Source organism: Desulfobacterales bacterium, from assembly GCA_021647905.1.
Lineage (GTDB): Bacteria > Desulfobacterota > Desulfobulbia > Desulfobulbales > BM004 > JAKITW01.
The window spans coordinates 23,833-47,711 of sequence record JAKITW010000012.1 but is presented as its reverse complement, the minus strand read 5'-3'; the positions used below and the strand labels follow the sequence as shown (position 1 = coordinate 47,711).

The following is a 23,879-nucleotide window of genomic DNA, read 5'->3' as shown; positions in this document are numbered from 1 at the left end:
TCGCCGCCGCGGCGAAGCGAGTTCCTGCTTGATAGCCTGTTTATGAACAGCCGGCCCTTCTCAATGGAGCGGCCGTTGGTAGAAGAAGACCCCTTTCCCGACAGGAGGGGGGTTACTGAATGTTTACACTGATAACAAATAACCATTAACCATATCTTCACCCAATAACCTGTCCCCTACTCCCATGAAATTCATTCCGCTATCCATTCCCGATGTTGTTCTGGTTGAGCCGGACCTGTTCGGCGATCAGCGCGGTTTTTTCATGGAGATCTGGCGCCGGGATCTATTTTCGGCCCACGGAATCGACGGGGATTTTGTTCAGGACAATCATAGCAGGTCCTGCCGCTCTACTCTCCGCGGTCTGCACTACCAGATTAAATGTTGCCAGGGTAAGCTTGTCCGGGTGACCCAAGGCGAGGTTTTCGACGTGGCCGTTGATCTGCGCCGCGGTTCCCCCTTTTTCGGCCAGTGGGTGGGGGAGCGCCTTTCAGCGGAAAACAACCGGCAGATGTGGATTCCTGAAGGATTTGCGCACGGCTTCCTGGTGCTTTCCCCAAGCGCCGATTTTGTGTACAAGACAACTGATTATTTTGCCCCGGAACATGAGCGGACCATCGCCTGGAATGATCCGGAGATCAACATCCAGTGGCCCCTGGCAGGAGCGCCGCTCCTCTCGGCCAAAGACCAGTCCGGTATGGCGTTGCGGGACGCCGAGGTCTTTGACTGATTTTGACTGATAAGGTGATGGGCTAATTTACAGGAGTCATGGTGATAATACCTGTTGAAATCAAGACAGCGCTGATTCTTCTGACCGGCAGTGCCGCAAGCGCGGCGGTACTGCCGCGCCTGGCCCAGATCGCCCTGAAAATGGGCCTGGTCGACCTGCCCGGTAACCGGCGCAAGATGCACCGCACGGCCAAGCCCCTGGTCGGCGGTCTGGGCATGGTCATGGCCCTGGCATTCACCTGCCTTTTGTGGGCGCCTTTCACCAACTTACGCGGTTTTTTCAGCGGGGTGGTGATCATGGTCACCGTCGGTTTTCTTGACGACTACCGGGAACTGGGGCCAAAGGTCAAATTCCTGGCCCAGATCCTGGCAATAGGGGTGATGATGTTTTTCAGCCGGATTTTTCTGGTGACCTTTGGTGATCTGGTATCTCTCGGGCCCATTAATCTGGGCAGTATCTGGCTGAGCGCGCCGCTCACCGTATTCTGTGCAATGGGCGTGATCAACTCCATCAACATGATAGACGGCCTGGACGGCCTGGCCGGCGGCGTTTCACTGGTTGCTTTTGCCGCCTTTGCCGGGCTTGCCGGGCTGGAAAACTACCAGGAGCTGTTTTTTCTCAATGTGGCCCTGATCGGAGTGTTGATCGGATTTCTCCGCTACAATTGGCCGCCGGCGCGATTGTTCATGGGCGATGCCGGCAGCCTCTCCCTGGGCTTTGCTCTGGCCTTTATGGCCATTTCCCTGACCCAGAGCCAGGGCAGTGTGGTCCGGCCGGCGGCCGCACTTCTGGTCCTGACCGTGCCCATCGTCGACACCCTGATTATCATGTCCAAAAGGCTGTTGCAGGGCAAGAATCCGTTCCGGGCCGACCGCTACCACCTGCACCATATCCTCACCCGGTTCGGGCTGTCGAAAAAGAAGTCGGTCGGCGTCATCCTGGCCATCTCCGTGCTGTTCTCGGGGCTGGCCATTGCCGGAACCATGAACAGCGTGCCGGATCATTACCTGTTTGCCAGCTTCATGTTCTATTTTGCCGGGATGGTTGTTCTGTCTTTCAACATCAAGCACCTGATGCGGATCTGGCTGCGCCGGCGGCTGTATGGGAAGGGGTAGGCGGGGGAGGTAATGTGTAAAAAAATGGCGGAGAGAGAGGGATTCGAACCCTCGGTGGAGTTTAACCCCCACACTCGCTTAGCAGGCGAGCACCATCGGCCAGCTCGGTCATCTCTCCGACTTGAAAATTGATGAACTCGTAACAACCCGAAAGGTTTCAAATGCCACCCAATAAAATCAACAAGTTACAAGACGAATCACGTCCGTCGAGCGGGTTGTTGCGAGACCGACAAAATTGATCAACTCGCAAAAAAAACAAACGCTTCAAATGCCACCGAATAATAACAATAGGCTAAAACGTAACACACGTCCGTAGAGCGCTTTTTGCGAAACCGACAAAATCTAATAAAAAAAATGTTCCGTTCATGGCGGAGGGAGTAGGATTCGAACCCACGGAACTTTCGTTCAACGGTTTTCAAGACCGCCGCCTTAAACCACTCGGCCATCCCTCCGGCGCGAGGCACAAGGGTATGTACCATTTCAGGCCCCTGCTGTCAATAATGAGAAAAACAGTGAAATGTGAACCGTGAAAAGTAAAAAGTTTATGGTTGATTGTTTATTGTATCAGTAGATTGTCATCATTTCACATTTTACTGTTCACTTTTCACGGTTATCAAATAACCATGTCTCTTCTCCTGCACATCTGTTGCGGTCCCTGCGCCGCCTATCCGGTAACCCTCCTGCAGGCCCAAGGGATGACCCTGCGCGGTTTTTTTTATAACCCCAACATCCATCCCTTTCGTGAATTCAAGAGGCGTCTCGCCGCGGTGGAGCAGTTCGTCGCGGCCAGCGGGCTTCGTGTGGATTACCAGCGTCAATACGGACTCACCGGGTTCCTGCGCCAGGTGGTGTTTCACGAAACCGGGCGGTGCGCTCTCTGCTACGCCATGCGGCTCACGGCCGCGGCCGAACAGGCCAGGCTGGTGGGCGCCGAGGCCTTTACCACCACCCTGCTCTACAGCCGGTATCAGAAGCATGGGTTGATCCGCAAGACCGGCGAGGCCGTGGCAGAGGAATATGGGGTCCCCTTTTATTATCAGGATTTCCGGGAGGGCTGGCAGCAGGGGATTGATCTCTCCCTTGAGATGGGCCTCTACCGCCAGGCCTACTGCGGCTGCATCTACAGCGAGCAGGAGCGGTATGATAAAGATAGTGCTGAGTGCTGAGTTTTTAATTCAGCCATATTTTTTTTCGAGATAGTCGAGAAAATAGCGGCTGTTCAGTTTTTCGCCGGTTACCCTCAGGAGCAACTCCTCCGGTGGATAGACCGAACCGTGGCTATAGATGGCCGTGGTCAACCACTCCCGCACCCGCTCCAGTCTACCGGAGGCCAGGGTCTGGCGATAATCAGGGTCGAACCGGCAATAGGCGTGCCAGAATTGGGCCGCGGCCAGGTTGCCGACGGTATAGGTGGGAAAATAACCGATGCTGCCGTGGGCCCAGTGGATGTCCTGGAGCAGGCCGTCGCTGTCCGAGGCCACCTTCACCCCCAGGTATGTTTCATATTTTTCATTCCAGAGTCCGGGCAGGTCGCGGACCGCGATCTCGCCGGCCATCAGCCCCTTTTCCAGTTCAAAACGGATCAGGACATGCAGGTTGTAGCTGACCTCGTCGGCCTCGACCCGGATAGGGCCCGGATGTACCACATTGATATTTCTAAAAAAATCGTTCAGGTCCAGGCCGGCAAATTGGGGGGCAAAGGTTTTTTGTAATTCCGGATATAAAAACTCCCAGAACGGCCGGCTGCGGCCGATGATGTTCTCCCAGAGCCGGGACTGGGATTCGTGGATCCCCAGGGAGACGCCGTCGTCCAGGGGGGTGTTGGCCAGCTCCGGGGCCACCCCCTGTTCGTACATGGCATGACCTCCTTCATGCATGGCGCTGAAGATAAACTCCAGGGAATCCGGGGCATAGCGGTTGGTGAGCCGCCGGTCGTTGTGGCTGATGGCAGTGGAAAAGGGATGGGCGGACAGGTCCTGGCGGCCCCTGGTGAAATCATAGCCGATAATGGTCAGCACCCTTTCGGCAAAGGCGATCTGGTCGTTTTGCGACATGGGCGGGTTAACCGGCCGAACCTGGTCCCGGCCGGCCCGGTTTTTGAGCAGGGCGGTGAGCCGGGGTACGAGTACGGCAAAGAGCCTGCTAACCGTTGCCGTGTTAAGCCCTTCTTCGTGCAGGTCCAGGAGGGCGTCATATGGCTCGGTCTCATAGCCCAGATAATCGGCCTTTTGCCGGCACATGGCCACTATCTTTTCGAGAAAGGGGGCAAACAGGGAAAAGTCAGCGCCTTTCCGCGACTCGGCCCAGGCGGGCAGTGCCCGGCCGGTAAGCGAGGCAAATTCCCGGACAAAGGATTCAGGGAGTTTGCCGGAACGGTCCCGCTCCCGGCCGACGTTGCGAATCAAGGCCCGGTCGATCTCGGCCTGGTCCGGGGCCTCTGCCGCCCGGTCAAGCAGTTCGCCCAGTTCCGGGGCAATGATCTTTTGATGGATGATTCCGCTTAGGATTGCGAATTGTTCGGCCCGGTCATTGGCGGCCCGGGCCGGCATGGTCACCTCCTGGTCCCATTGCAACAGGGCCATGATCCGTTCCAGGGCGGTGAGTTCCCTGGTATATCGGCGGAGTTTGTCTGAATGGTTCATGGTATTCCTTCCAGGCGCGGGGTGAGAGTTTGAAATCTATTTCGTGGACCACGGTTTTTTTGTACAAGAAAACTTGTCCATAGGATAAAAAAATGATTTTGTCCGGACCGGGCCTTGTGGTACATAAAGGAGTTCTGAAATGAGATCCGGTAAGAGTACAGGATTTTTTTTAAGCAGACAACCGCAAGGTAACTGATCATAAGGGCATGAACGATCGTCAAGATCAGTAATCCCGCTATTCACTTACACCGTAAGACGTGCCCGCACGAAAAGGATAAACAAAAAAACAATGTACTTTCAGGACATCATTCTGGAGCTGAACCGCTATTGGGCGGAAAAAGGGTGTGTGCTCCTGCAACCCTACGATATGGAGGTGGGTGCCGGGACCTTTCATCCGGCAACCCTGCTCCGGTCCCTGGGGCCGGAGCCCTGGAAGGCCGCATATGTGCAGCCCTCCCGCCGGCCCACCGACGGCCGCTATGGCGAGAATCCCAACCGGCTCCAGCATTATTATCAATACCAGGTGGTGCTCAAACCGTCGCCGCTTGAGGTGCAGGAGCTGTACCTGGAGAGTCTCAAACGGTTCGGCCTCAACCTGCTCGAACATGATATCCGTTTTGTGGAGGATGACTGGGAGTCCCCGACCCTGGGCGCCTGGGGGTTGGGCTGGGAGGTCTGGCTGGACGGCATGGAGATCACCCAGTTCACCTATTTTCAGCAGGCCGGCAGCCTGGACCTGGATCCGATCACCGTGGAGATCACCTACGGCCTGGAGCGGATTGCCATGTATCTCCAAGGGGTGGACAGTGTCTACGACATTGCCTGGAACCGGGAGGTGACCTACGGCCAGATCTATCACCAGGCTGAAAAGGAGTTCTCCGCCTTCAACTTCGAGGAGGCCAATGTTGACAAGCTGGTCTTGTTTTTCGACAGCTATGAGCAGGAGGCGCTCAAGCTGGTTGACAAGGGACTCATTCTGCCGGCCTATGACTACTGCTTGAAATGCTCACACACCTTTAACCTGCTCGATGCGCGCAAGGCGATTTCCGTGGCCGAGCGGACCAGGTACATCGGCCGGATCCGTAATATCGCCCGCAAGGTGGCGGTCAGGTACACCGAACAGCGGCAGGAGATGGGATATCCGTTACTGAAAGGTAAGTGAATAGGGAGAGTGAACAGTGAAATGTAAACGGTGAATAGTTAAAGGAAAGGGGAAAGTGTGGATGGCGCCAGGTTGACCTCGTACTCTCCCCCATGACTATCGATCTTTTCACTTTTTACATTTTACAATTTAAAACAATGGCGGAAGTGCATGGGAATCGAACCCACCCACCGGGCTGTTAACCCGGTGCACCGGATTTGAAGTCCGGGAGGGCCACCAGTGCCCTTTCCACTTCCGCGCAGGGATCGATAGTATAGTATCGGTTGTTGATCTAGGAAACATTTTTTTTGCATGACACCCCATTGCCTGTTACCGGGATGACACGGATATTTTGTTTTTTAACCATCGTAAAAAAAGGGTAAGGGGCTGCGTTGATCCGGAAAGGCATTTTCAACCGTGAACGCTGATCACGAACAGAGGAATAAGAAAAAAAGTTGAGTTGCGGACCGCCAGGTCCGCGGGAGTACAATGTATGAACTGTGATAGATTGAAGAAGCAGATAAAAAACTGGTACCTCCAGGTCCAGAGCGAAACCATGGCCCCGGCCCGGATGGTTTCTTTCATGCACCAGCACCTTGCCGAATGTGAAGAGTGTCTTGCCGACCCCGGTGTGAAGCAGGAGATTGAGAAGATCAGCGTCATCGTCTTGCCGCCGGTCAAGAGGACCAAGGCCGAAGAAGAGGAGCAAGCGATATCCCCGGCCCCGGCTTCCGAGGATCATTAGACGATCATGAGCAATACATTTCATGGGGCGCCGTAGACTCCCTGGGATACATATGTAATCCTGCCCTGTTGCCGCAGTCTGCTGGTTATGCCGTAAATTTTTGTTGGTGAAAACCCGGTCCGCTCCGCCAGCATGGCCACGGTTGTGCCCGACTTGTTCCCGACGATTATCTCCGCCACCAGGTCTGTGGCTTTTTTGCGGGTCTTCCGCGTATTCTTCCGCTTCTTTTCCCGGTCGGCGGGTGTTGTTTTTTTAGCCGCGACCGCTTTCTTCACCACCGGTTTTCTTTTGTTGACGGCAAAATCCGGTTTACCCTCCATGTCAATGCCAAAAATAGCGGAGAGGTCACCATTATCAATGACCCGGGCGCTTTTCTTGCTGGTCCTGGCCAGCAGTTCCCCTGTTTTATCTTTTACCGCCCGGGCAACGAGATCTTCAGTATCCGCCTGCCGTAATTTGAAGAACAAGGAAGGATCTTCATCCAGCCTGGCACCGATGCCGTAAAGGGTGGCAGCGACATGCTTGCACATCAAGGCCCAGTCCGGGCAGCTGCAATTGAAACTGATTGACTGCGGGCCGGGGAACAACCCCTTGCCCTTGGTGAAAAAAATCTCGCCCAGGGCCTTGGGGAATTTGCCGGCAAGCAGGTCCTGCAGTGATTTCAACTGCCCCTGGCATTGTTTTTTGATGGCCCGCCAATTGGTCTTGCTGATCGCCTTTATCTCTATCGTCACCTCATAGGGTTTGGCCCGGGTCCCCTGGACCAGGGCCGTCACTTTTCCGGAATCTATCGCAAGGTCAAGAACCGCTCCGTGGCGCACATAACTTCTGCCCCTGCCGATACGATTGGTATAGTCTGCGTATCGTTCAAGGTTTTTGTTCCACGACTTTCCCCACCAGGTGCGGGCCAGACCACTGCCCTTGATTACGACCGGTCTGATCTCCGGCATTTTTTTCTTAAGCTGTTTCAATTTTTTCGCTGCCCTGGCCTTTTTTTCGGCAACGGAAACATAGCGCGGATATCCCCGGTAACTCATAATAATTTCCCCTGGATGGTACACAGCGAAGCTGCGTTATGGTTTCAAGCTGAACAGATCAAACAGTTCGTCATTACTCATCTCGGTTATCCAGTTTTCACCGGATGCGACAACCACCTCATCGGATAGTTTCGACTTCCGGGTGAGCATTGCATCGATTTTTTCCTCTATGGTGCCCTTGGTCAGAAATTTATGGACCATGACATTTTTTTTCTGACCGATACGAAAGGCCCGGTCCGTTGCCTGATTCTCCACCGCCGGGTTCCACCAGCGATCGAAATGGATCACATGGTTGGCCGCGGTCAGGTTCAGCCCGACTCCGCCGGCCTTAAGAGAGAGAACAAAGAACGGTACATACTCGCTGCCTTGAAATTTTTCTATTAATTCCTTTCTCTTGCCCACCGGAACGCTGCCGTGCAGGATCAACCCCTCCCGCTTGAATATGGTTGCCATAAACCTGGCCAGCGGCCCGGTTATTTCCTTGAACTGGGTAAAGACCAGGACCTTTTCCCTTTTTTCGTAGATGGTTTCACAGATCTCGCGCAACCTGCCGAACTTGCCGCTCTCGGCCTCCGCGAACATATCCAGGCCAAGATACTGGGATGGATGGTTGCAGAGCTGCTTGAACTTCATCAGGGCCGACAAGATGAGACCTTTTCTTTGCATCCCCTCCGAGTTTTCAATGACCTCCCTGATTCCCCGGATGATTTCTTGGTAGAGTACGGTTTGTTTTTTACTCATTGGCGCCCAGGTCTTTACCTCCACCTTGTCGGGCAGGTCGGAAATGATCGACTTGTCGGTCTTCAACCGCCGCAGAATAAAGGGGTTGACCACCTTGCGCAGCCCGGCATAACCATGCGGGTCCTTGGCAAGCGTTTTGGTAAAGCCAGCGAACTCTTTTGCATTTCCCAACAGTCCCGGGTTCAAAAAGTCGAAAAGGGACCAGAGATCGGACAACCTGTTTTCAACCGGGGTACCGGTCATGATGATTCTATTGTCCGCGGCAAGCCCTTTAACCGCCCTGGTCTGCTTGGTGCCGGGATTCTTGATCGCCTGCGCTTCATCCAGAATAACATAGTTCCAGGAGTAGGCCCGGAGCCATTCATATCTCTGGACCAGGGCGTAAGTGGTTATCACAAGATCGAATGCGCCCAGTTTTTCCGGATCAAGCGTTGGCACCTTCCCCGGTTTATGCAGATCGGGATGGGCCGCGAAACAGACCAGGCTTGGGAAAAAGGCGTTTATTTCATTGAGCCAGTTTGAGAGCAGCGATGCCGGAATGATCAACAAAGAGGCCCTTGCCGCCCCCTTGGCCTTCTTTTTTTCAGCTTTGAGGACATTGAGGAACGCGAGCACCTGCACCGTCTTGCCCAGGCCCATGTCATCGGCCAGACAGGCGCCCAGTCTCAACTTGTGCAGGTAGAAGAGCCATTTCAGGCCGTCCTGCTGATATCCGCGCAGCCTGGCCTTAAATGTCCCGGCTGTTTTAACCGTAGCAATTGTCTGCGGCCGGTTTAATTTTTCAAAAACCGCTTGCAGCCATTCACCGCTGGATACCCTGAAAGGCGTTTCTCCTTCCGCGGCGTCAAGCAGTTTCCGCGGGTTGAGTGACAGACGCATGGCGTCCAGGACACTGATTCCCTTTTCGGAGTTCAGTTTTTTTGCCTTTTCATATGCATCCAGAACCTGTTTTAATTTTTCCGGATCAACGGCAACCCATTTATTTTTTAGAAAAGCCAGCCCCTCGGACTGGTCAAGCAGGCGCCGGGCCTCGCTCTCGGATATCTCGGCATCGCCGATCATGAGCCGGGGCTGGAAATCGAGCAGGGCGTCCAGGCCGACCGTTGAGGGCGTTTTATCCCCTACCCTGAGATCAAATCCGATATTTGCGGTCTTGCTCTTCCACCAATTGGGAATCCGGCAGAGAATGCCGGCTTCTTCATAAATCGGTATCTCCTGCAGAAATGTAAACGCCTCTTTTGCAGACCAGGCCAAGGGATAAAACAACTCACCGGACTCGAGCAGGTCGTTGACCAGCCGGCTCTGCCGCGCTGCCTCATGAACGGTAACCAGAAGTTGCAGAAGTTTTTCATTGTCATCTTCATATTCTTCCAAGGCATATTTCAACGGCAGATGCCTGGACTCCCCTTCATCGTTCAGCCTGGTCGAATAGGTGGCCAGAAAAGCAAAAGAGGCATCGCCGGTCTTGTTCTCGACCAGGTGAAAATAGATCCGGCCGACCAGGTGGAGATCCGGGCTGTATTCCTTGACAAACTCCTCGACCGAGCCATCATACGCCTCAATTTTTCGGGAGAATATTTCCGCCAGCCAATCCCATAATGTTGACAACAGCTCTTCATCCAGATACTCACCGCCGGGCATCGAGGGCACCTGGTCCCGCAGTTGCGCAAGCTCCTCCTCGGCAAGGGGGATGCGAATCCCGCCCCGCCGGGCTTCAATGTCAGGGGTCAGCTTAAGTTTACGGATGAAAAGGCCTGAGAAGCTGCGCCAGAAACTCAAGGAAGGGGACAAGGGTATCTTCTTATTGCAAAAGCCAAGAAAAAAGAGCCAATTGTCGGGGTCGGTCGAATAGTGGGCATGGATCTGGTTTTGCAATAACTCGCCGTGGTTATTGATCCGCCCGGAGGCAGGCGCCCATTCGAGCTGGATCGTGCCATCCGGCATCATTACGGCATCAAGTTGTTTGGGTGCCATTTTTTTGACTATCCGCTTATCTGGGTAAACCGGCCTGGAGTTTACCGGATTGCCGGCGCCTTACCCTGTGATTGGTTATGTTTCCCTTAAAAGAAAAACCCCGAAATCCTTTGCAGGACCCGGGGTTCTCGACTTTACCGAATTTCTCCGGACTATGACTTGGTGGCGATGCAGGGACTTGAACCCCGGACACCACGGATATGAGCCGTGTGCTCTAACCAGCTGAGCTACATCGCCATATGGTTGTAATTTTGTCGGTCTCGCAAAATAACGCTCTACGGACGTGTGTTACGTTTTAGCCTCTTGATATTATTCGGTGGCATTTGAAGCCTTTCGGATTGTTACGGCACCACCAATTTTGCCGGACCACTATGTAAGATTTCAGCGTCCTTGTCAACCGGAAAAAAAAGGCCGGGCGCCTGAGTTTCAGGCGCCCGGCCTTGGGAATGATTGAAGCTGAGCCTGGTCGGCGGCTTTTTCGCGCAAGGTGCAAGGCGTTAAGCGCATGGCCGCAAGGCAGAAATCTTTTCACGCCAGGCGCCATGCTCTCCGCATCTTGGCCACCTTACATCATGCCGCCCATGCCGCCCATGCCGCCCATGCCGGGCATACCGCCGCCCATGCCGCCGCCCATGCCGCCGCCGCCGCCCTTATCCTCTTCCGGATGCTCCGCCACCATGCACTCGGTGGTCAGCAGCAGGCCGGCCACGCTGGCCGCATTCTGCAGGGCGTAGCGGGTAACCTTGGCCGGATCGATAACCCCGGCCTTGATCAGGTCTTCGTATCCTTCATTGTTGGCATTGAAGCCCTGGGCGCCTTCCATTTTCTTGACGTGTTCCACCACCACCGAGCCTTCCATGCCGGCGTTGTTGGCGATCTGACGGATCGGCTCTTCAAGGGCACGGATGATGATTTTCCTGCCCTGGCCCTGGTCTCCGCTCAACTCAAGGACGTCAAGGGCGTTGAGACAGCGGAGATAGGCCACCCCGCCGCCGGGAACAATGCCTTCCTCCACCGCGGCGCGGGTGGCGTTCAACGCATCTTCGACCCGGGCCTTCTTCTCTTTCATCTCGGTCTCGGTTGCCGCGCCGACATTGATCACCGCAACGCCGCCGATCAGCTTGGCCAACCGTTCCTGCAGCTTCTCCCGGTCATAGTCCGAGGTGGTATCATCGATCTGGGCGCGGATCTGCTTGACCCGGGCCTCAAGCTTGGCCGTGTCGCCGCCACCGTCAACAATGGTGGTGTTGTCCTTGTCGATCACCACCCGTTTGGCAGTACCCAGGTCGTTGACCGTCACGTTTTCCAGTTTGATGCCCAGGTCCTCGGTGATCACCTGGCCGCCGGTGAGTACCGCGATATCCTCAAGCATCGCCTTGCGGCGGTCGCCAAAGCCCGGGGCCTTGATTGCGGCCACGTTCAGGGTGCCGCGCAGCTTGTTGACCACCAGGGTGGCCAGGGCCTCGCCGTCCACGTCCTCGGCAATGATGCACAGCGGTTTGCCCATCTTTGCCACCTGCTCCAGCACCGGCAGCAGGTCCTTCATGTTGCTGATTTTCTTTTCATTGATCAGAAATAGCGGCTCGTCCAGGTTGACCACCATCTTTTCCGGATCAGTGACAAAATAGGGAGAGAGATAGCCGCGGTCGAACTGCATGCCCTCGACTACATCCAGGGAGGTATCCATGGACTTGGCCTCTTCCACGGTGATCACCCCTTCCTTGCCCACCTTGTCCATGGCCTCGGCAATGATGTTGCCGATGGTCTCGTCGTTGTTGGCGGAGATGGTGCCGACCTGGGCGATCTCCTTCTGCTCCTTGGTCGGTTTGGCGATCTTCTCCAACTCGGCGACAACGGCCACGACGCTGCTGTCGATACCGCGCTTGATGTCCATGGGATTGCTGCCGGCCGCCACCAGCCGGGAGCCTTCCCGGTAGATGGCCTGGGCAAGTATTGTGGCGGTGGTGGTGCCGTCACCGGCCACGTCGCTGGTCTTGGAGGCAACCTCCTTGACCATCTGGGCGCCCATGTTCTCGAACTTGTCGGTCAGCTCGATATCCTTGGCCACGGTCACCCCGTCCTTGGTTATGGTCGGGGAGCCGAATGATTTTTCCAGGATAACGTTGCGGCCCTTGGGACCCAGGGTGACCTTGACCGCGTTGGCCAGGGTATTAACCCCTCTTAGAATCGATTCCCGTGCCTTCACACCATATTTGATATCTTTTCCAGCCATAATTCATATCTCCTTTCGCTTCGTTGCAGAGTTATACAGGAAGTGAATCCACCGTGCCGGGCAAGGTATGCGTTCTAACGGTGGATCTGCTGCAAGGTCTTGTTATGTTCGTTCCGGTGCCGGATTATTCGACAATAGCCAGGATGTCATCCTCGCGCATGATCAGATAATCTTCTCCGTCGATCTTGACATCAGTGCCGCCATATTTGCTGAACAGCACCCGGTCGCCCGCTTTCAGCTCGGGAGCTATGCGCTCGCCCTTGTCATTGAGTTTACCGTGCCCGCAGGCCACCACCTCGCCCTCGGCCGGTTTTTCCTTGGCTGAATCAGGGATGATGATCCCGCCCTTGGTTTTTGCCTCTTCTTCCAATCTTTTGACCAGAATACGGTCATTCAACGGACGAATTTTCATAACTGTATACCCTCCATTATGTTCGATTACGGATTTGTTTGCCAGGGAGCAGCTCGCAAGGCTCCCTAGATGTTGCAGGCGTTGCCGGTAAAAAACTTCATAAAATCAAAGCCCAACCGGCAGTAGTTCCAAGCTGGCCGAAACTATAGGCATGGGTTTTTCATAAATCAAGGGGGGTGAGATAAAAAAATTGTCGGTCTCGCAAAAATCGCGAGACGGACGTGTTTCATGCTGTAACTTGTTGATTTCACTCTGTGGCATTTGAAGCCTTTCGGGTTGTTACGAGTTCATCAAATTTATATCTTCACGACCCAGCCGTAAGGATCCTGCTTAAAGCCGTTCTGGATGGCCTGGATTTCGTCGAACAACCGCTGGGAAAGGGGGCCGGTTTGACCGTGATTGATCCTGGTGGTCCGGCCCTTATAGTGGAGTTCGCCCACCGGCGAGATCACCGCGGCGGTGCCGGTACCGAAGATCTCCTGCATGGTGCCGTTTTCATTGGCATCCAGGACCTCGTCGATGGAGATCGTCCGTTCGCTCACCGTGTATCCCCAGTCCCGGGTCAGGCAAAGCACCGAATCCCGGGTGATGCCCGGCAGGATGCTGCCGGTAAGCGGCGGGGTGATGACCTCGTCGTTGATCACGAAAAAGATGTTCATGGTGCCGACCTCTTCCACGTATTTCCGCTCCTTGGCGTCGAGCCAGAGCACCTGGGTGAAGCCCTGTTTCTGGGCCTCCACCGCCGCCATGATGCTGGCCGCGTAGTTGCCGGCTGTTTTGACGTGGCCGACCCCGCCGGGCACGGCGCGCACATATTTGTCAGTGACAAAGATCTTGACCGGGTTGAAACCCTCGGGATAATAGGCGCCCACCGGGCTGTTAATGATGAAAAACAGGTACTGCCGGGCCGGCCGGACCCCGAGGCCCGCCTCAATGGCGATCATGGTCGGCCGGATGTAGAGGGTGGCGCCCGGGGCGCCGGGAATCCAGCCATCGTCTAACCGGAGCAGCGACTTCAGCGCCTCAAACACCTCGTCCACCGGGATGGCGGGCATACACATCCGCTCCGCGGTGATGTTCATCCGCCGCAGGTTGTCCTTGGGCCGGAACAGATAGATTCCATTGTCGCGGCCGCGATAGGCCTTCAACCCCTCGAAAATCGCCTGGCCGTAATGGAGCGCCATGGCGGCCGGGTCCAGGGAAAAGTTCTGGTATGGCTTGATCACCGCATCATGCCAGCCGCCCCGGTCGGCATCATAGGTCATCACAAACATGTGGTCGGCGAAATATCGGCCAAAGCCCAGATCGTTTTCATCGGGTTTCTCCCTGAGCTGACTGCTGTCCGCCTTTTCCAGCCGAATATTCATGGTAAAAGTTCTCCTTCAGATGCACATGACCATTTTTTCCTTTTCCCGGTGGGGGAATATATGTAACATGTCTGCCAGGGTTCGCCAACACCGAACCGCGCGGAAAGAGGCGAAAAATATCATTTCGCCAAGAGCTTCCTCTCCAGTGTCCAGCCGGAAATAGTCGTTACGGGGCCTTAACACCTTCGCTTACCTGCCCAATCAGGATACCTCATGTCGCAGCAAACATGCTCGTCCGGCCGCGGCGAACCGCCCAGCCCCATGGTCTTGAGATACTTCCTGCTCCTGTTTCTGGGGGCCATCCTGGCCCTTGGGCGTCTGCTCTGGCCCTTTGCCTCGATCCTTATTCTCTCTTTTTTGCTGGCCGGACTCTTCCGGCCGGTCTATCTCTTTCTTTTGCGGAAGCGCTTTACCGCCACCTTTTCTTCCCTGGCCACCTGCATCCTGATCGTGCTGCTGGTCTTTGTGCCGCTCCTCTTTTTTGTCGGGGCCTTGTCCCAGGAGATGCTCGGCTTTTACCAGCAGATCAAGGGCACCGACCTGGGGTTGAAGCTCAAGGAGCTGATCCAGGCGCCAATGGTCACCCAGGCCCGGGAAATATTCGCTGGCTTCGGGTTTGACCTGGAGCCGCAGAAATTGAGCAATACCCTGGCGGAAGTCAGCACGGCCATAGGCCTGTTTATCTATGGCCAGGTGAGCGCCTGGGCCGCCAATATCATGAACTTCGTGATCAGCTTTTTCCTGATGATCATTGTTATTTTCTTTTATTTAAGCGAGCACCAGCGGTTTCTCGATTTTATGATGCGGCTCTCCCCGCTGCCCGATGACCAGGAACAGCAACTGGTCACCAAGTTTGTCGAGATCGCCGGCGCGGTCCTGATCGGCAACGGCATCTGCGGCATTATTCAGGGGGTATTGGGCGGCCTCGTCTTTGCCCTGTTCGACCTGGGCCCGCCCCTGCTCTGGGGCGGAATCATGGCCATCCTCGCCTTCCTGCCGATCTTCGGCATCGGCCTGGTCCTCCTGCCGGCGGCCCTGATCATGTTCTTAAAGGGCAGTATCGGCGTCGGCGTCTTTCTGATCATCTTCTATGCCGTGCTTTCCTTTGGCATTGAGTACCTGTTCAAGCCCAGACTGGTCGGCCGGCGGGTAAAGATGCATACCCTGCTGGTCTTTCTCGCCATCCTCGGCGGACTCAAGGTCTTCGGGGTCCTGGGAATCATCTATGGTCCGCTGATCGTCACCACCTTTCTCACCCTGGCGGAAATCTACCTGGAAAATTATGACCAGTACGTGAAGGGCGGGATGGACAGAAGACAGAGGACAGGGACAGGGGACAGAGGGCAGAAGACGGAGGGGCCGGGGGGCAGCAATGAGTGCTGAGGGCGGATGACAAGCTTGCAGGCTCAACAATGCAAAAGCCACAGGGCATGGCGGAAACGCAAAGAGCAGAGCGCGTGGCGCCTTGTACCTTGCGCGAGAAAGCTTACAAGCTGTCTCGTGGCTGGAAATGGTCGGGGCGAGAGGATTCTGCTCCCAAGGTCGGCGCGCTAACCAGGCTGCGCTACGCCCCGATCATCCGTTCCCGATGAGACGGAAACGGATCAAGTTCGATTTCCGTGTAGACGGGCCGGAGCATTTTTTCTCCCGGAAAAACAGCAGGTTAAGACTAACAACGCCCCGGCCGCCAACGAAGCGCCGACAAGAAACGCCACCTTCGGACCGAGCCTGGCCCAGAAAACCCCAAATAACAAGGATGCCGGCAAAGTGGCCAGACCGACAGCGCCATGATACCAACCATATGCCTTGCCACGATCCTTGGCCGGAACGAAATCAGCCACCAGGGCGCGTTCCGCCCCTTCCGTCATCCCGTAGTAAACGCCATAGCAAAGCAGTAGGGTGCAGACTGTGCCAAAATGTGACGCAAAGGGCATTGCAATGTACACCGCCGCATAGATCACCCAGCCGGTAATGATTGCCGCTCTACGTCCGACCCGGTCCGCGAGCCAGCCGCCCGGCAGGCTGAAAAGAATCTTTGCAAGATGGAGTAAGACCCACAGGCTGATCACCCAGCCGAGGCCCAGGCCGAATCGGGTTTGGGCGTAGAAAATCAGAAATAAATCAGAACTGTTTCCAAGGGTGAAGAGCACCACCGCAAGCAGAAAAATGAAAAACCGGGAAGAAAGTCTTGGTGTTCGGAGGGGCCGACCTTCCTTGGGCAGATCTCGGGTTCCGGCAGGCCGGTTTTTTTCCTGAACCAGCCTCCATAAGGAGATGGTTGCCGCAAGACCAGGAAGAGCCGCCAAGGCGAACAACCAACGCAAGGCGGCCATCTCCTCGGGGCCGGCCGCATTATTGCCATGGTGCCATAATAAGTCGCGACCCAGCATCAGGTATAAAAAGGCCGCCGCTACCAAGGGGCCGGTTACCGCCCCGGCATGATCCATCAATCGATGAAAGCTGAATGCCCGGCCCCGGACATCTCTGGTTACCGATTCGCTGAGCAGGGCATCCCTGGGCGCGGTGCGAATCCCCTTGCCGATTCGGTCGCCCAGGCGAAGAGCCACCACCTGCCAGCCAACCCCGGCAATGGCGGTAAACGGCCGAACAGCGCTGGAAATTGCATAGCCGGCCAGGGCCAACGGTTTGCGCCGTTTGAAGCGGTCGCTGAGATGGCCAGCGTAAAACTTGAGCAGGCTGGCGGTGGCTTCCGCCAGACCTTCCATCAGGCCGATATAGACAGCGACTGTAGCCGGCGGCACAAGCCCGCTGAAAAAGACCGGCAAGAGCGGATAGATCATCTCGGTTGAAAGGTCGTTTAGAAAACTGACCAGGCCGAAGGCGAAGACGTTGCCCTGAAAAACTTGTTTCCATGGCCCACTGTTTATCTTCTCTTTTTTCATGCCGGGACGAGCGGGACTGTTCCACTCGATAGAATTGTTCGAATACCTTGTCGATTTCAGTCTCGGCAACGCCCGGACCAGTATTGATTACCGTTATCGTCAGGTCGATACCGGATTGGTTGCCGACCACCTCTACCCGGCCGCCGTCGACGTTATACTTGATGGCATTATCCAATATATTTGAAAATGCGCGGGTCAACTTTTCACTATTTCCCGTCACCATGCGTTGCCGGGGCAGACTGGTCTCTATTTGGATATTGCGGGGGGCAGCCAGATAACGATAATCGGTTGCAGTTATAACAACAAGTTTCATAGGAAAATTCAACCAGATCTCGGCCAGTGCTCCCTGTCAGATTTTTAGGCACCAATATCGGCAAGACAATCATGCCGTACTCGTGCCGTTTGACAACAATGTAACTCGCCATCATGAAGAGAGGATTAACGTGAAGGCCTTTAATCGAATTTTCAGGGGGTTTCCCCTCGGGTTGCAAAGAAGGCCTGCATTTGATCAGCAGCTTTTGGGCAAAAACCAATAAAAAAGGCAGATCAGGGTAACCCTTGATCTGCCGATTCTTCTTATCTTTTTTGGTCGGGGCGAGAGGATTCGAACCTCCGACCTCCTGCTCCCAAGGCAGGCGCGCTAACCAGGCTGCGCTACGCCCCGATCATTTTTCCCCAGTGAAAAGAAGCTCTATTCACTACCTCAAGGCCATGGACCCCGTCAAGAAAAAAGCCGCTTCCTTAACGGATAGCGGCTTTGAAAATTCTGGCTCCCCCGGCCGGACTCGAACCAGCGACAGGGTGGTTAATCCGCCAGAGGCGGACTCTACCAACTGAGCCGGGCTTGTAACCAGGCCCGGCCCTGACCGCTTTTCAAGAATTTTTCGCGGGCCATGGCCTCGGCGCGGGAGGCAAGCTGCTCGCTGTAAACTAATCGCCACGGTCCTTGTTGTTTGCGAGTATATCTCGCCCTGCCGACAGTCGGATCATTATGTTCGCGCAGACGCCGGTCCAAGTCTGCCGAGTGGCCGGTATATCGTTTCCCTGTGGTCTCGCTTTCAATCACGTACACCCAGAAATTCATAGCAGCCAATAAAAAGCCAAGGCTTGTGGCCTTGGCTTTGAAAGTTCTGGCTCCCCCGGCCGGACTCGAACCAGCGACAGGGTGGTTAACAGCCACCTGCTCTACCAACTGAGCTACGGAGGAATATCAATTTGAAGCGAGTTGTATAGTAAAAAATCTCCGGTTCGTCAACAATCAAAAAAAGGATGGCGTCGTAAAAAAGATAACGTTCCCTCGGCTTATCCCGCCCTCTGTCCTCTGTCCTCTGTCTTCTGTCCTCTGTATCACCTCGGCCGTTTCCGCAATCGGATCGACTTGGGGGTCACCTCCACCAGTTCATCGTCATTGATATAGGCGATGCAGTCCTCCAGGGTCATGGCCACCGGCGGGGTGAGGACCACGTTTTCATCGGTGCCGGAGGCCCGCATATTGGTGAGTTTCTTGCCCTTGGCCGGGTTGACCACCAGGTCGCTGGCCCGGCAGTGTTCGCCGATGATCTGGCCCGGATAGACCTTGACCCCGGGGCCGAGAAACAGCCGGCCCCGGTCCTGGAGGTTGAACAGGGCGTATGCCACGGTGGTGCAGGGTTCCTTGGCCATGAGCACCCCGTTGATCCGGTTCTTGATTTCACCGGCATGGGGGCCGTACTCGGCAAAGACATAGTTCATGATCCCCATCCCCTTGGTGTCGGTCATGAACTCGGAACGGAACCCGAGGAGGCCGCGGGTGGGCAGTTTATAGACCATGCGGGCCATGCCGTTTTCCTGATACATCTCCAGCATCTGCCCCTTGAGGTTGCCCAGTTTTTCAATGACCGCGCCCTTGTACCGGTCCTCTACATCGATGGTCAACTCTTCGTAAGGCTCAAGGAACTGCCCGTTTTCCCGCCGCATGATTACCTGGGGCCGGGTCACCTGGAACTCATAGCCCTCTCGCCGCATTTTCTCGATCAGGATCGAGAGATGCAGTTCGCCGCGACCAGAAACCTTATACCCCACCGAGTCGGCGAGCGGTTCCACCACCAGGGCCACATCGGCCAGGGTCTCCCGCCGCAGCCGCTCCTCAATATGGCGGGAGGTGACGAATTTCCCTTCTGTGCCGGCAAAGGGTGAGTCGTTGGGGATGAAGTTCATGGCAATGGTGGGCGGGTCGATCTCGATCAGCGGCAGCGGCCGGGGATCATGGGCATCGGTAAAGGTGACCCCCACGGTGATGTCGTCCAGGCCGGCCACGGCCACGATCTCGCCGACCCCGGCCTGCTCAACGGCAACCTTCTGGTCGCACTCGAACCGGAAAATCTTGCTGATCCGGACCGGGACCACCGAACCGTCACGCCTGGCCACCACCACGCTTTTATTGATGTTCAGCGTACCGTTCACCACCTTGCCGATCCCCAGCCGGCCGAGATAAAGGGAGTAGTCAATGGTATTGACCTGCATCTGCAGCGGCGCGTCGGGGTCACCGGCCGGGGCCGGGATGCGGGCGATTATCTCCGCGGACAACGGCTCCATGGTGGTACTGCCGTCTTCCAGCTCTTTTGAGGCGACACCGGCCTTGGCCGAGGCATAGATCACCGGGAAATCGAGCAGTTCGTCCGGTGCGTTCAGCTTGACAAAGAGATCAAAGACCTGGTCCACGGCCCAGTCCGGCCGGGCCGCCGGTTTGTCGATCTTGTTGATCACCACGATAATCGGCAGGGAGATGGCCAGGGCCTTTTTCAGAACAAAATAGGTCTGGGGCATCGGTCCTTCCTGGGCATCCACCAGGAGCAGGCAGCCGTCCGCCATCCGCAGCACCCGTTCCACCTGGCCGCCGAAATCGGCATGGCCCGGGGTGTCGATGATATTGATCCGGTAATCCCGGTAGCGGTAGGAGCCATTTTTCGAGGTAATGGTGATTCCCCGCTCCCGCTCGAGATCCATGGAATCCATCAGCCGCTCCGTCACCACCTGGTTGTCGCGGAACATGCCGCTTTGCTGGAAGAGCTGGTCCACCAGGGTGGTCTTGCCGTGATCCACGTGGGCGATAATGGCAATGTTTCTGATCTTGTTTCGGTCCATTATATAAATATTCTCTCTTTTAATAACTGATCACGGGGCATGAGTCGGCATAGATGGCGGCAACCCCTTTATTCGCTTACCTTGGTAACTGAAGTCCCGCCATCTATAAATGGCGTGGCGACTCTTAACGAGATCGATGAAAGCAGCGCAGGTTAAAGGAATTTACCCGAGAAGGCAAGAACGATTTTTTTTATTCGCTTAAGGGACTGAGGGTCTCCCGGGCCACGGCAAGGATGGTGGCCGCGTCTTCACGTCCCTCCGGCAGCTGGACCACCAGCCGGGAGTCGGGGGTGAACCGGGTGGGGTTGTCAGCGGTCTCCAGCATCCCGAGAATCTGTTCCGGCTGCACCGGCGTATCAGGGTGAAAGGTGAAGACCAGGTTGTTGCGGCCCTGCTCCAGTTTGCTGATCAGCAGCCGCTTGAGGGAAAGCTTGATGGTCATGATCTCCATGAGGTTGGCGGTCTCAATGGGCAGAGAGCCGTAACGGTCCCGCAACTCCTCGGCCAGATCGTCCAGTTCTTCGGGCCCGGCCAGCCCGGCCAGTTTACGATAGGCAATGAAACGCTGGTCCGGATCAGGGATATAATTAGCCGGGATATGGGCGGAGATCCGCAGGTTGATCTCCGGGTCAACCTCTGTCCGGGCCTCTTCCCGGTGCGCGGCCTTGCGTTTGAGATCGGTTACCGTCTTTTGCAGGAGATCCAGGTAGAGGTCATAGCCCACGGCCGCGATATGACCGCTCTGGGAAATCCCGAGGATGTTGCCGCCGCCGCGGATCTGCAGATCGCTCAAGGCAAGCTTGAAGCCGCCGCCGATCTCGCCGCAGTCCATGATTGCCCGCAGCCGTTCCTTGGCATCCCTGCTCAACAGTTCCATGGAGGGCACCAGCAGGTAGGCATAGGACTGTTTGCTGCCCCGGCCCACCCGGCCGCGCAGCTGGTAGATCTCGGCCAGGCCCAGCCGGTCGGCCCGGCTGATGATGATGGTGTTGGCGTTGGTGATGTCGAGACCCGACTCGATGATCGTGGTGCAGACCAGGACATCGATCTCCTGGTTGACAAAATTGACCATGATCTTTTCAAGTTCCTTGCCAGCCATCTGGCCGTGGGCCACCGCCACCCGGGCCGAGGGCGCCAGCTTTTCCACCCGCATCGCCATTTGATGGATGGAGCGGACCCGGTTGTGAACCAGAAAGACCTGGCCGCCCCGCTGCAGTTCGCGGATCACCGCCTCCTTGATCACCAGGTCGTCATGGCGGGCGACAAAGGTGAGAACCCGGCGCCGGTGTTCCGGCGGGGTATTGATCACCGACAGGTCCCGAACCCCGAGCAGCGACATCTGCAATGTCCGCGGGATCGGGGTGGCGGTAAGGGTCAGGACATCGACATGCTGGCGCAGTTTTTTTATTTTCTCCTTGTGGCTGACCCCGAAGCGATGTTCCTCGTCAATGATCAGCAGCCCCAGCTTCTTAAACTTAATATCCCGGGAGAGCAGCCGGTGGGTGCCGATGACAATGTCCAGCCTCCCCTCGGCCAACAGGTTGATCAGCCGCCGTTGCTCGGCCGGCGGCCGGAAACGGTTGAGGCTGGCCACGGTAACCGGAAGTTCCCGGAGCCGCTCGTTGAAGGTGGCGGCATGTTGTTCGGCCAGCACCGTGGTCGGCACCAGGATCGCCACCTGAAAACCGTCTTCCACCACCTTGAAGGCGGCCCGGACCGCCACCTCGGTCTTGCCGTAGGCCACATCGCCGCACACCAGCCGGTCCATGGGTTTGTCCGAGGCAAGATCGGCCAGGACCTCCGAGATGGCCCGGGCCTGGCCCGGGGTCTCCTCGAACGGGAAGGATTCCTCCATCTCCCGGAACAGTCCGCTGGGCGGAGAAAAGGCATGGCCCTGCAGGAGTTCGCGTTGGGCATAGAGCTTGAGCAGGTCCTGGGCCACGGCCCAGACCGCTTCCTTGACCTTTTTCTTGGTAAGAATCCAGGAGCCGGAGCCGAGCTTATCGATCCTGGGAGTCTTGTCGGCCAGGCCCTGGTACTTGCCCACGGTATTGATCCGGTCCACCGGCAGGTAGAGCTTGTCGCCGCCCCGGTAAGTTATCTGGAGAAAATCATTGGTTATCCCCTGCAGCTCCAGACTGATCAACCCTTCATATATGCCAAGGCCGTGGTCGCGGTGGACCACCACATCACCAAGGGTCAGCTCTTCGAAGCGCACCTCCCGGTCCGGGGGTGCGCTCTTGGCCCTCCCCTTGCGCCGGGGTCCCAGCCGTTGGGCGCCGAACAACTCACTTTCAGAGAGCAGATGGAGCTGTTCGTCTTTCAGATCAAACCCCTGGGACAGGGGGTGGTCGTAAAGAATAAGGGTGTTGGCCTCCGGACCGGCGGGACCCGGCCTAAACGGGGTTTCCGCCATTGAGATATCAATATGGCGGGCGCTGAGCAGTTCGGCGAGGTGGCGGGCGTGGCGAGGGGAGCGGCAGGCCATGGCCACGGAATGGCCCTGGTTCAGCCAGAATTTGATTTTCTCGGCCAGCGGCGCCAGCAGGCCCTGTTTTTTCCGGTGCAGGGTCAGTTCCTGTTTGAGCAGCCGGTGATCCCGGGCGTTGATCTCCAGGCCTGGTCCGGGCCCCATCTCCGGGTCAGGCAGATCATACAGCCGCAGCGTTGAAAAACGAGCCAGTTTTCCGGCAAACGCTTCCAGCCCGAGGAACAGGGCCGCGGGCCGCAGGGCCGGGACGCCCATGGCCTCGGCTTCTTTAAAATTGGCGGTTATCCGTTCCCAGGCAAGTTTCTGGCTGCGGCTGATTTCCACGGGATCAACGAGAATCACCGTGGTATCCGGGCCGAGATAATCCAGCACCGTGGACAGGCCGGGATAAAAGAGCGGCAGAAGAAATTCGATCCCCGGAAAGCGGCGGCTACGTTTGATCCGGTCGAGTAACTCGTCTAGTTTGGGACCGTGCCAGTTTACCGCGTCCCGCGGTTGTCGAAAACGGTTGATGAATTCGTTGCGTGCTGAATCCGCTGGATCCGGGAAGAGAATATTACCGGCCGGCAGCAGGACCACCTCCTGCAATTGATCCAGGGAACGTTGGGAAACCGGGTCAAAGGTGCGGATCGACTCCACCAGGTCGCCAAAAAAATCCAGCCGGACCGGAGTGGTAAAACCAGGGGGGAACACATCGAAGATCCCGCCCCGGACACTGAACTCTCCCACGGTCCGGACCAGGGCCACGGATTCATAGCCCGCATTTATCAACCGCTGCCGCAGCTCGTCCTGGTCGCACTCCTCATTGCTGATGACCAGTTCGGCCAGACTGGAAAGCACGCCTGGTGGAAGAACCCGGCGAAGCAGGGCCTCGGCCGAGGTGACCACGATCAGCGGCGTCTCCGCGCTGAACAGCTGATAGAGAGTGGCCAGCCGGGTGGCCACCGTGGCCGGGTCCGGCGACAAAGGGATGTAGGGCGGGATATCGTAGGCCGGGTAACGGACCACCGGCCGCGCGGCAAAAAAGCCGAGGTCCTGTTCCAGGACCTCGGCATGATGTTCACTGGCGGCAACGCAGAGAACAGTGCCGGGCAGCGGCGGCACTGCCGCCGCCCGGGCGCTGACCATGGCAGCGGCGCTGCCCCGCAGGCCGATGAGATTACAGTTCCGACCAGGGGTCAGTGCGGCAAGGAAACGATTCATGAAGAGCAATGGTGCGGCGCGGGTA

At 56.5% G+C, this 23,879-nt stretch carries 15 protein-coding genes and 7 tRNA genes; 6 read left to right on the top strand and 16 right to left on the bottom strand.

Translation table 11 applies throughout. From position 1 onward, the window contains the following. Window positions 1-184: 184 nt before the first annotated feature. Together rfbC and L3J03_03665 are read left to right on the top strand one after the other, a co-directional pair. Window positions 185-727 (top strand): dTDP-4-dehydrorhamnose 3,5-epimerase, encoded by a 543-nt coding sequence (rfbC, locus tag L3J03_03670; GenBank protein MCF6290077.1) that lies wholly within the window; start codon window positions 185-187, stop codon window positions 725-727. A 38-nt stretch (window positions 728-765) separates the two neighbouring features. Further along, complete coding sequence (locus L3J03_03665) at window positions 766-1,842, top strand: undecaprenyl/decaprenyl-phosphate alpha-N-acetylglucosaminyl 1-phosphate transferase (GenBank protein ID MCF6290076.1); 1,077 nt, start codon at window positions 766-768, stop codon at window positions 1,840-1,842. A gap of 25 nt (window positions 1,843-1,867) precedes the next feature. Here L3J03_03665 and L3J03_03660 read toward each other — a convergent pair. Continuing rightward, window positions 1,868-1,960: transfer RNA gene (locus tag L3J03_03660), tRNA-Ser, on the bottom strand. Window positions 1,961-2,208: 248 nt separating this feature from the next. Further along, window positions 2,209-2,294, bottom strand: a tRNA-Ser gene (locus L3J03_03655). Between the two features lie 171 nt (window positions 2,295-2,465). Between L3J03_03655 and L3J03_03650 the strand changes: the two genes are divergently transcribed. Continuing rightward, window positions 2,466-3,008: an epoxyqueuosine reductase QueH gene (locus tag L3J03_03650; GenBank protein ID MCF6290075.1), complete on the top strand. Its 543-nt coding sequence runs from the start codon at window positions 2,466-2,468 to the stop codon at window positions 3,006-3,008. 9 nt (window positions 3,009-3,017) lie between these two features. Here the strand turns inward: L3J03_03650 and L3J03_03645 are convergent, their stop codons facing one another. Next, a complete protein-coding gene (locus L3J03_03645; protein MCF6290074.1) occupies window positions 3,018-4,484 on the bottom strand; it encodes a carboxypeptidase M32 in 1,467 nt (488 codons plus the stop codon). Window positions 4,485-4,773: 289 nt separating this feature from the next. Between L3J03_03645 and glyQ the strand changes: the two genes are divergently transcribed. Continuing rightward, window positions 4,774-5,646, top strand: a complete 873-nt coding sequence (glyQ, locus tag L3J03_03640) for a glycine--tRNA ligase subunit alpha (protein MCF6290073.1) — start codon at window positions 4,774-4,776, stop codon at window positions 5,644-5,646. Window positions 5,647-5,784: 138 nt separating this feature from the next. On the opposite strand, the gene L3J03_03635 is transcribed toward glyQ, so the two are convergent. After that, window positions 5,785-5,882 (bottom strand) — tRNA-Sec (locus tag L3J03_03635). Between the two features lie 236 nt (window positions 5,883-6,118). Here L3J03_03635 and L3J03_03630 point away from each other — a divergent pair. Beyond that, on the top strand, window positions 6,119-6,370 hold the full coding sequence (locus tag L3J03_03630) for a hypothetical protein (GenBank protein MCF6290072.1): 252 nt from the start codon (window positions 6,119-6,121) through the stop codon (window positions 6,368-6,370). A 20-nt stretch (window positions 6,371-6,390) separates the two neighbouring features. Here L3J03_03630 and L3J03_03625 read toward each other — a convergent pair whose 3' ends face one another. The 6 genes from L3J03_03625 to L3J03_03600 all read right to left on the bottom strand — a co-directional run bounded on the left by L3J03_03625 (window position 6,391) and on the right by L3J03_03600 (window position 14,134). Further along, a complete protein-coding gene (locus L3J03_03625) occupies window positions 6,391-7,407 on the bottom strand; it encodes a hypothetical protein (protein MCF6290071.1) in 1,017 nt (338 codons plus the stop codon). Between the two features lie 36 nt (window positions 7,408-7,443). After that, window positions 7,444-10,122: a DEAD/DEAH box helicase gene (locus tag L3J03_03620; protein MCF6290070.1), complete on the bottom strand. Its 2,679-nt coding sequence runs from the start codon at window positions 10,120-10,122 to the stop codon at window positions 7,444-7,446. Between the two features lie 160 nt (window positions 10,123-10,282). After that, window positions 10,283-10,359: transfer RNA gene (locus tag L3J03_03615), tRNA-Met, on the bottom strand. 328 nt (window positions 10,360-10,687) lie between these two features. After that, window positions 10,688-12,355 (bottom strand): chaperonin GroEL, encoded by a 1,668-nt coding sequence (gene groL / locus L3J03_03610; protein MCF6290069.1) that lies wholly within the window; start codon window positions 12,353-12,355, stop codon window positions 10,688-10,690. A 124-nt stretch (window positions 12,356-12,479) separates the two neighbouring features. Then, window positions 12,480-12,767, bottom strand: coding sequence for a co-chaperone GroES (gene groES, locus L3J03_03605; GenBank protein MCF6290068.1), 288 nt, complete (start codon window positions 12,765-12,767; stop codon window positions 12,480-12,482). A gap of 296 nt (window positions 12,768-13,063) precedes the next feature. After that, on the bottom strand, window positions 13,064-14,134 hold the full coding sequence (locus L3J03_03600) for a branched-chain amino acid aminotransferase (GenBank protein ID MCF6290067.1): 1,071 nt from the start codon (window positions 14,132-14,134) through the stop codon (window positions 13,064-13,066). A gap of 213 nt (window positions 14,135-14,347) precedes the next feature. Here L3J03_03600 and L3J03_03595 point away from each other — a divergent pair, with 213 nt between their 5' ends. Beyond that, entirely contained in the window at window positions 14,348-15,517 is a 1,170-nt protein-coding gene (locus tag L3J03_03595) for an AI-2E family transporter (GenBank protein MCF6290066.1), read from the top strand. Window positions 15,518-15,645: 128 nt separating this feature from the next. Here the strand turns inward: L3J03_03595 and L3J03_03590 are convergent. The 6 genes from L3J03_03590 to mfd all read right to left on the bottom strand — a co-directional run bounded on the left by L3J03_03590 (window position 15,646) and on the right by mfd (window position 23,854). Continuing rightward, window positions 15,646-15,708, bottom strand: a tRNA-OTHER gene (locus tag L3J03_03590). 30 nt (window positions 15,709-15,738) lie between these two features. After that, window positions 15,739-17,037, bottom strand: coding sequence for an MFS transporter (locus L3J03_03585; GenBank protein MCF6290065.1), 1,299 nt, complete (start codon window positions 17,035-17,037; stop codon window positions 15,739-15,741). Between the two features lie 586 nt (window positions 17,038-17,623). After that, window positions 17,624-17,701 (bottom strand) — tRNA-Pro (locus tag L3J03_03580). A 467-nt stretch (window positions 17,702-18,168) separates the two neighbouring features. Beyond that, window positions 18,169-18,244: transfer RNA gene (locus L3J03_03575), tRNA-Asn, on the bottom strand. A 140-nt stretch (window positions 18,245-18,384) separates the two neighbouring features. Further along, window positions 18,385-20,160: a translational GTPase TypA gene (typA, locus tag L3J03_03570; GenBank protein ID MCF6290064.1), complete on the bottom strand. Its 1,776-nt coding sequence runs from the start codon at window positions 20,158-20,160 to the stop codon at window positions 18,385-18,387. Between the two features lie 190 nt (window positions 20,161-20,350). Beyond that, window positions 20,351-23,854: a transcription-repair coupling factor gene (mfd, locus tag L3J03_03565; GenBank protein MCF6290063.1), complete on the bottom strand. Its 3,504-nt coding sequence runs from the start codon at window positions 23,852-23,854 to the stop codon at window positions 20,351-20,353. Between the last annotated feature and the right edge of the window lie 25 nt (window positions 23,855-23,879).

Excerpts from the sequence above, each read along its gene's own strand:
- rfbC (MCF6290077.1), top strand. The coding sequence starts at position 185 with ATGAAATTCATTCCGCTATCCATTCCCGATGTTGTTCTGGTTGAGCCG.
- L3J03_03665 (MCF6290076.1), top strand. The coding sequence starts at position 766 with ATGGTGATAATACCTGTTGAAATCAAGACAGCGCTGATTCTTCTGACC.
- L3J03_03650 (MCF6290075.1), top strand. The coding sequence starts at position 2,466 with ATGTCTCTTCTCCTGCACATCTGTTGCGGTCCCTGCGCCGCCTATCCG.
- L3J03_03645 (MCF6290074.1), bottom strand. The coding sequence starts at position 4,484 with ATGAACCATTCAGACAAACTCCGCCGATATACCAGGGAACTCACCGCC.
- glyQ (MCF6290073.1), top strand. The coding sequence starts at position 4,774 with ATGTACTTTCAGGACATCATTCTGGAGCTGAACCGCTATTGGGCGGAA.
- L3J03_03630 (MCF6290072.1), top strand. The coding sequence starts at position 6,119 with ATGAACTGTGATAGATTGAAGAAGCAGATAAAAAACTGGTACCTCCAG.
- L3J03_03625 (MCF6290071.1), bottom strand. The coding sequence starts at position 7,407 with ATGAGTTACCGGGGATATCCGCGCTATGTTTCCGTTGCCGAAAAAAAG.
- L3J03_03620 (MCF6290070.1), bottom strand. The coding sequence starts at position 10,122 with ATGGCACCCAAACAACTTGATGCCGTAATGATGCCGGATGGCACGATC.
- groL (MCF6290069.1), bottom strand. The coding sequence starts at position 12,355 with ATGGCTGGAAAAGATATCAAATATGGTGTGAAGGCACGGGAATCGATT.
- groES (MCF6290068.1), bottom strand. The coding sequence starts at position 12,767 with ATGAAAATTCGTCCGTTGAATGACCGTATTCTGGTCAAAAGATTGGAA.
- L3J03_03600 (MCF6290067.1), bottom strand. The coding sequence starts at position 14,134 with ATGAATATTCGGCTGGAAAAGGCGGACAGCAGTCAGCTCAGGGAGAAA.
- L3J03_03595 (MCF6290066.1), top strand. The coding sequence starts at position 14,348 with ATGTCGCAGCAAACATGCTCGTCCGGCCGCGGCGAACCGCCCAGCCCC.
- L3J03_03585 (MCF6290065.1), bottom strand. The coding sequence starts at position 17,037 with ATGAAAAAAGAGAAGATAAACAGTGGGCCATGGAAACAAGTTTTTCAG.
- typA (MCF6290064.1), bottom strand. The coding sequence starts at position 20,160 with ATGGACCGAAACAAGATCAGAAACATTGCCATTATCGCCCACGTGGAT.
- mfd (MCF6290063.1), bottom strand. The coding sequence starts at position 23,854 with ATGAATCGTTTCCTTGCCGCACTGACCCCTGGTCGGAACTGTAATCTC.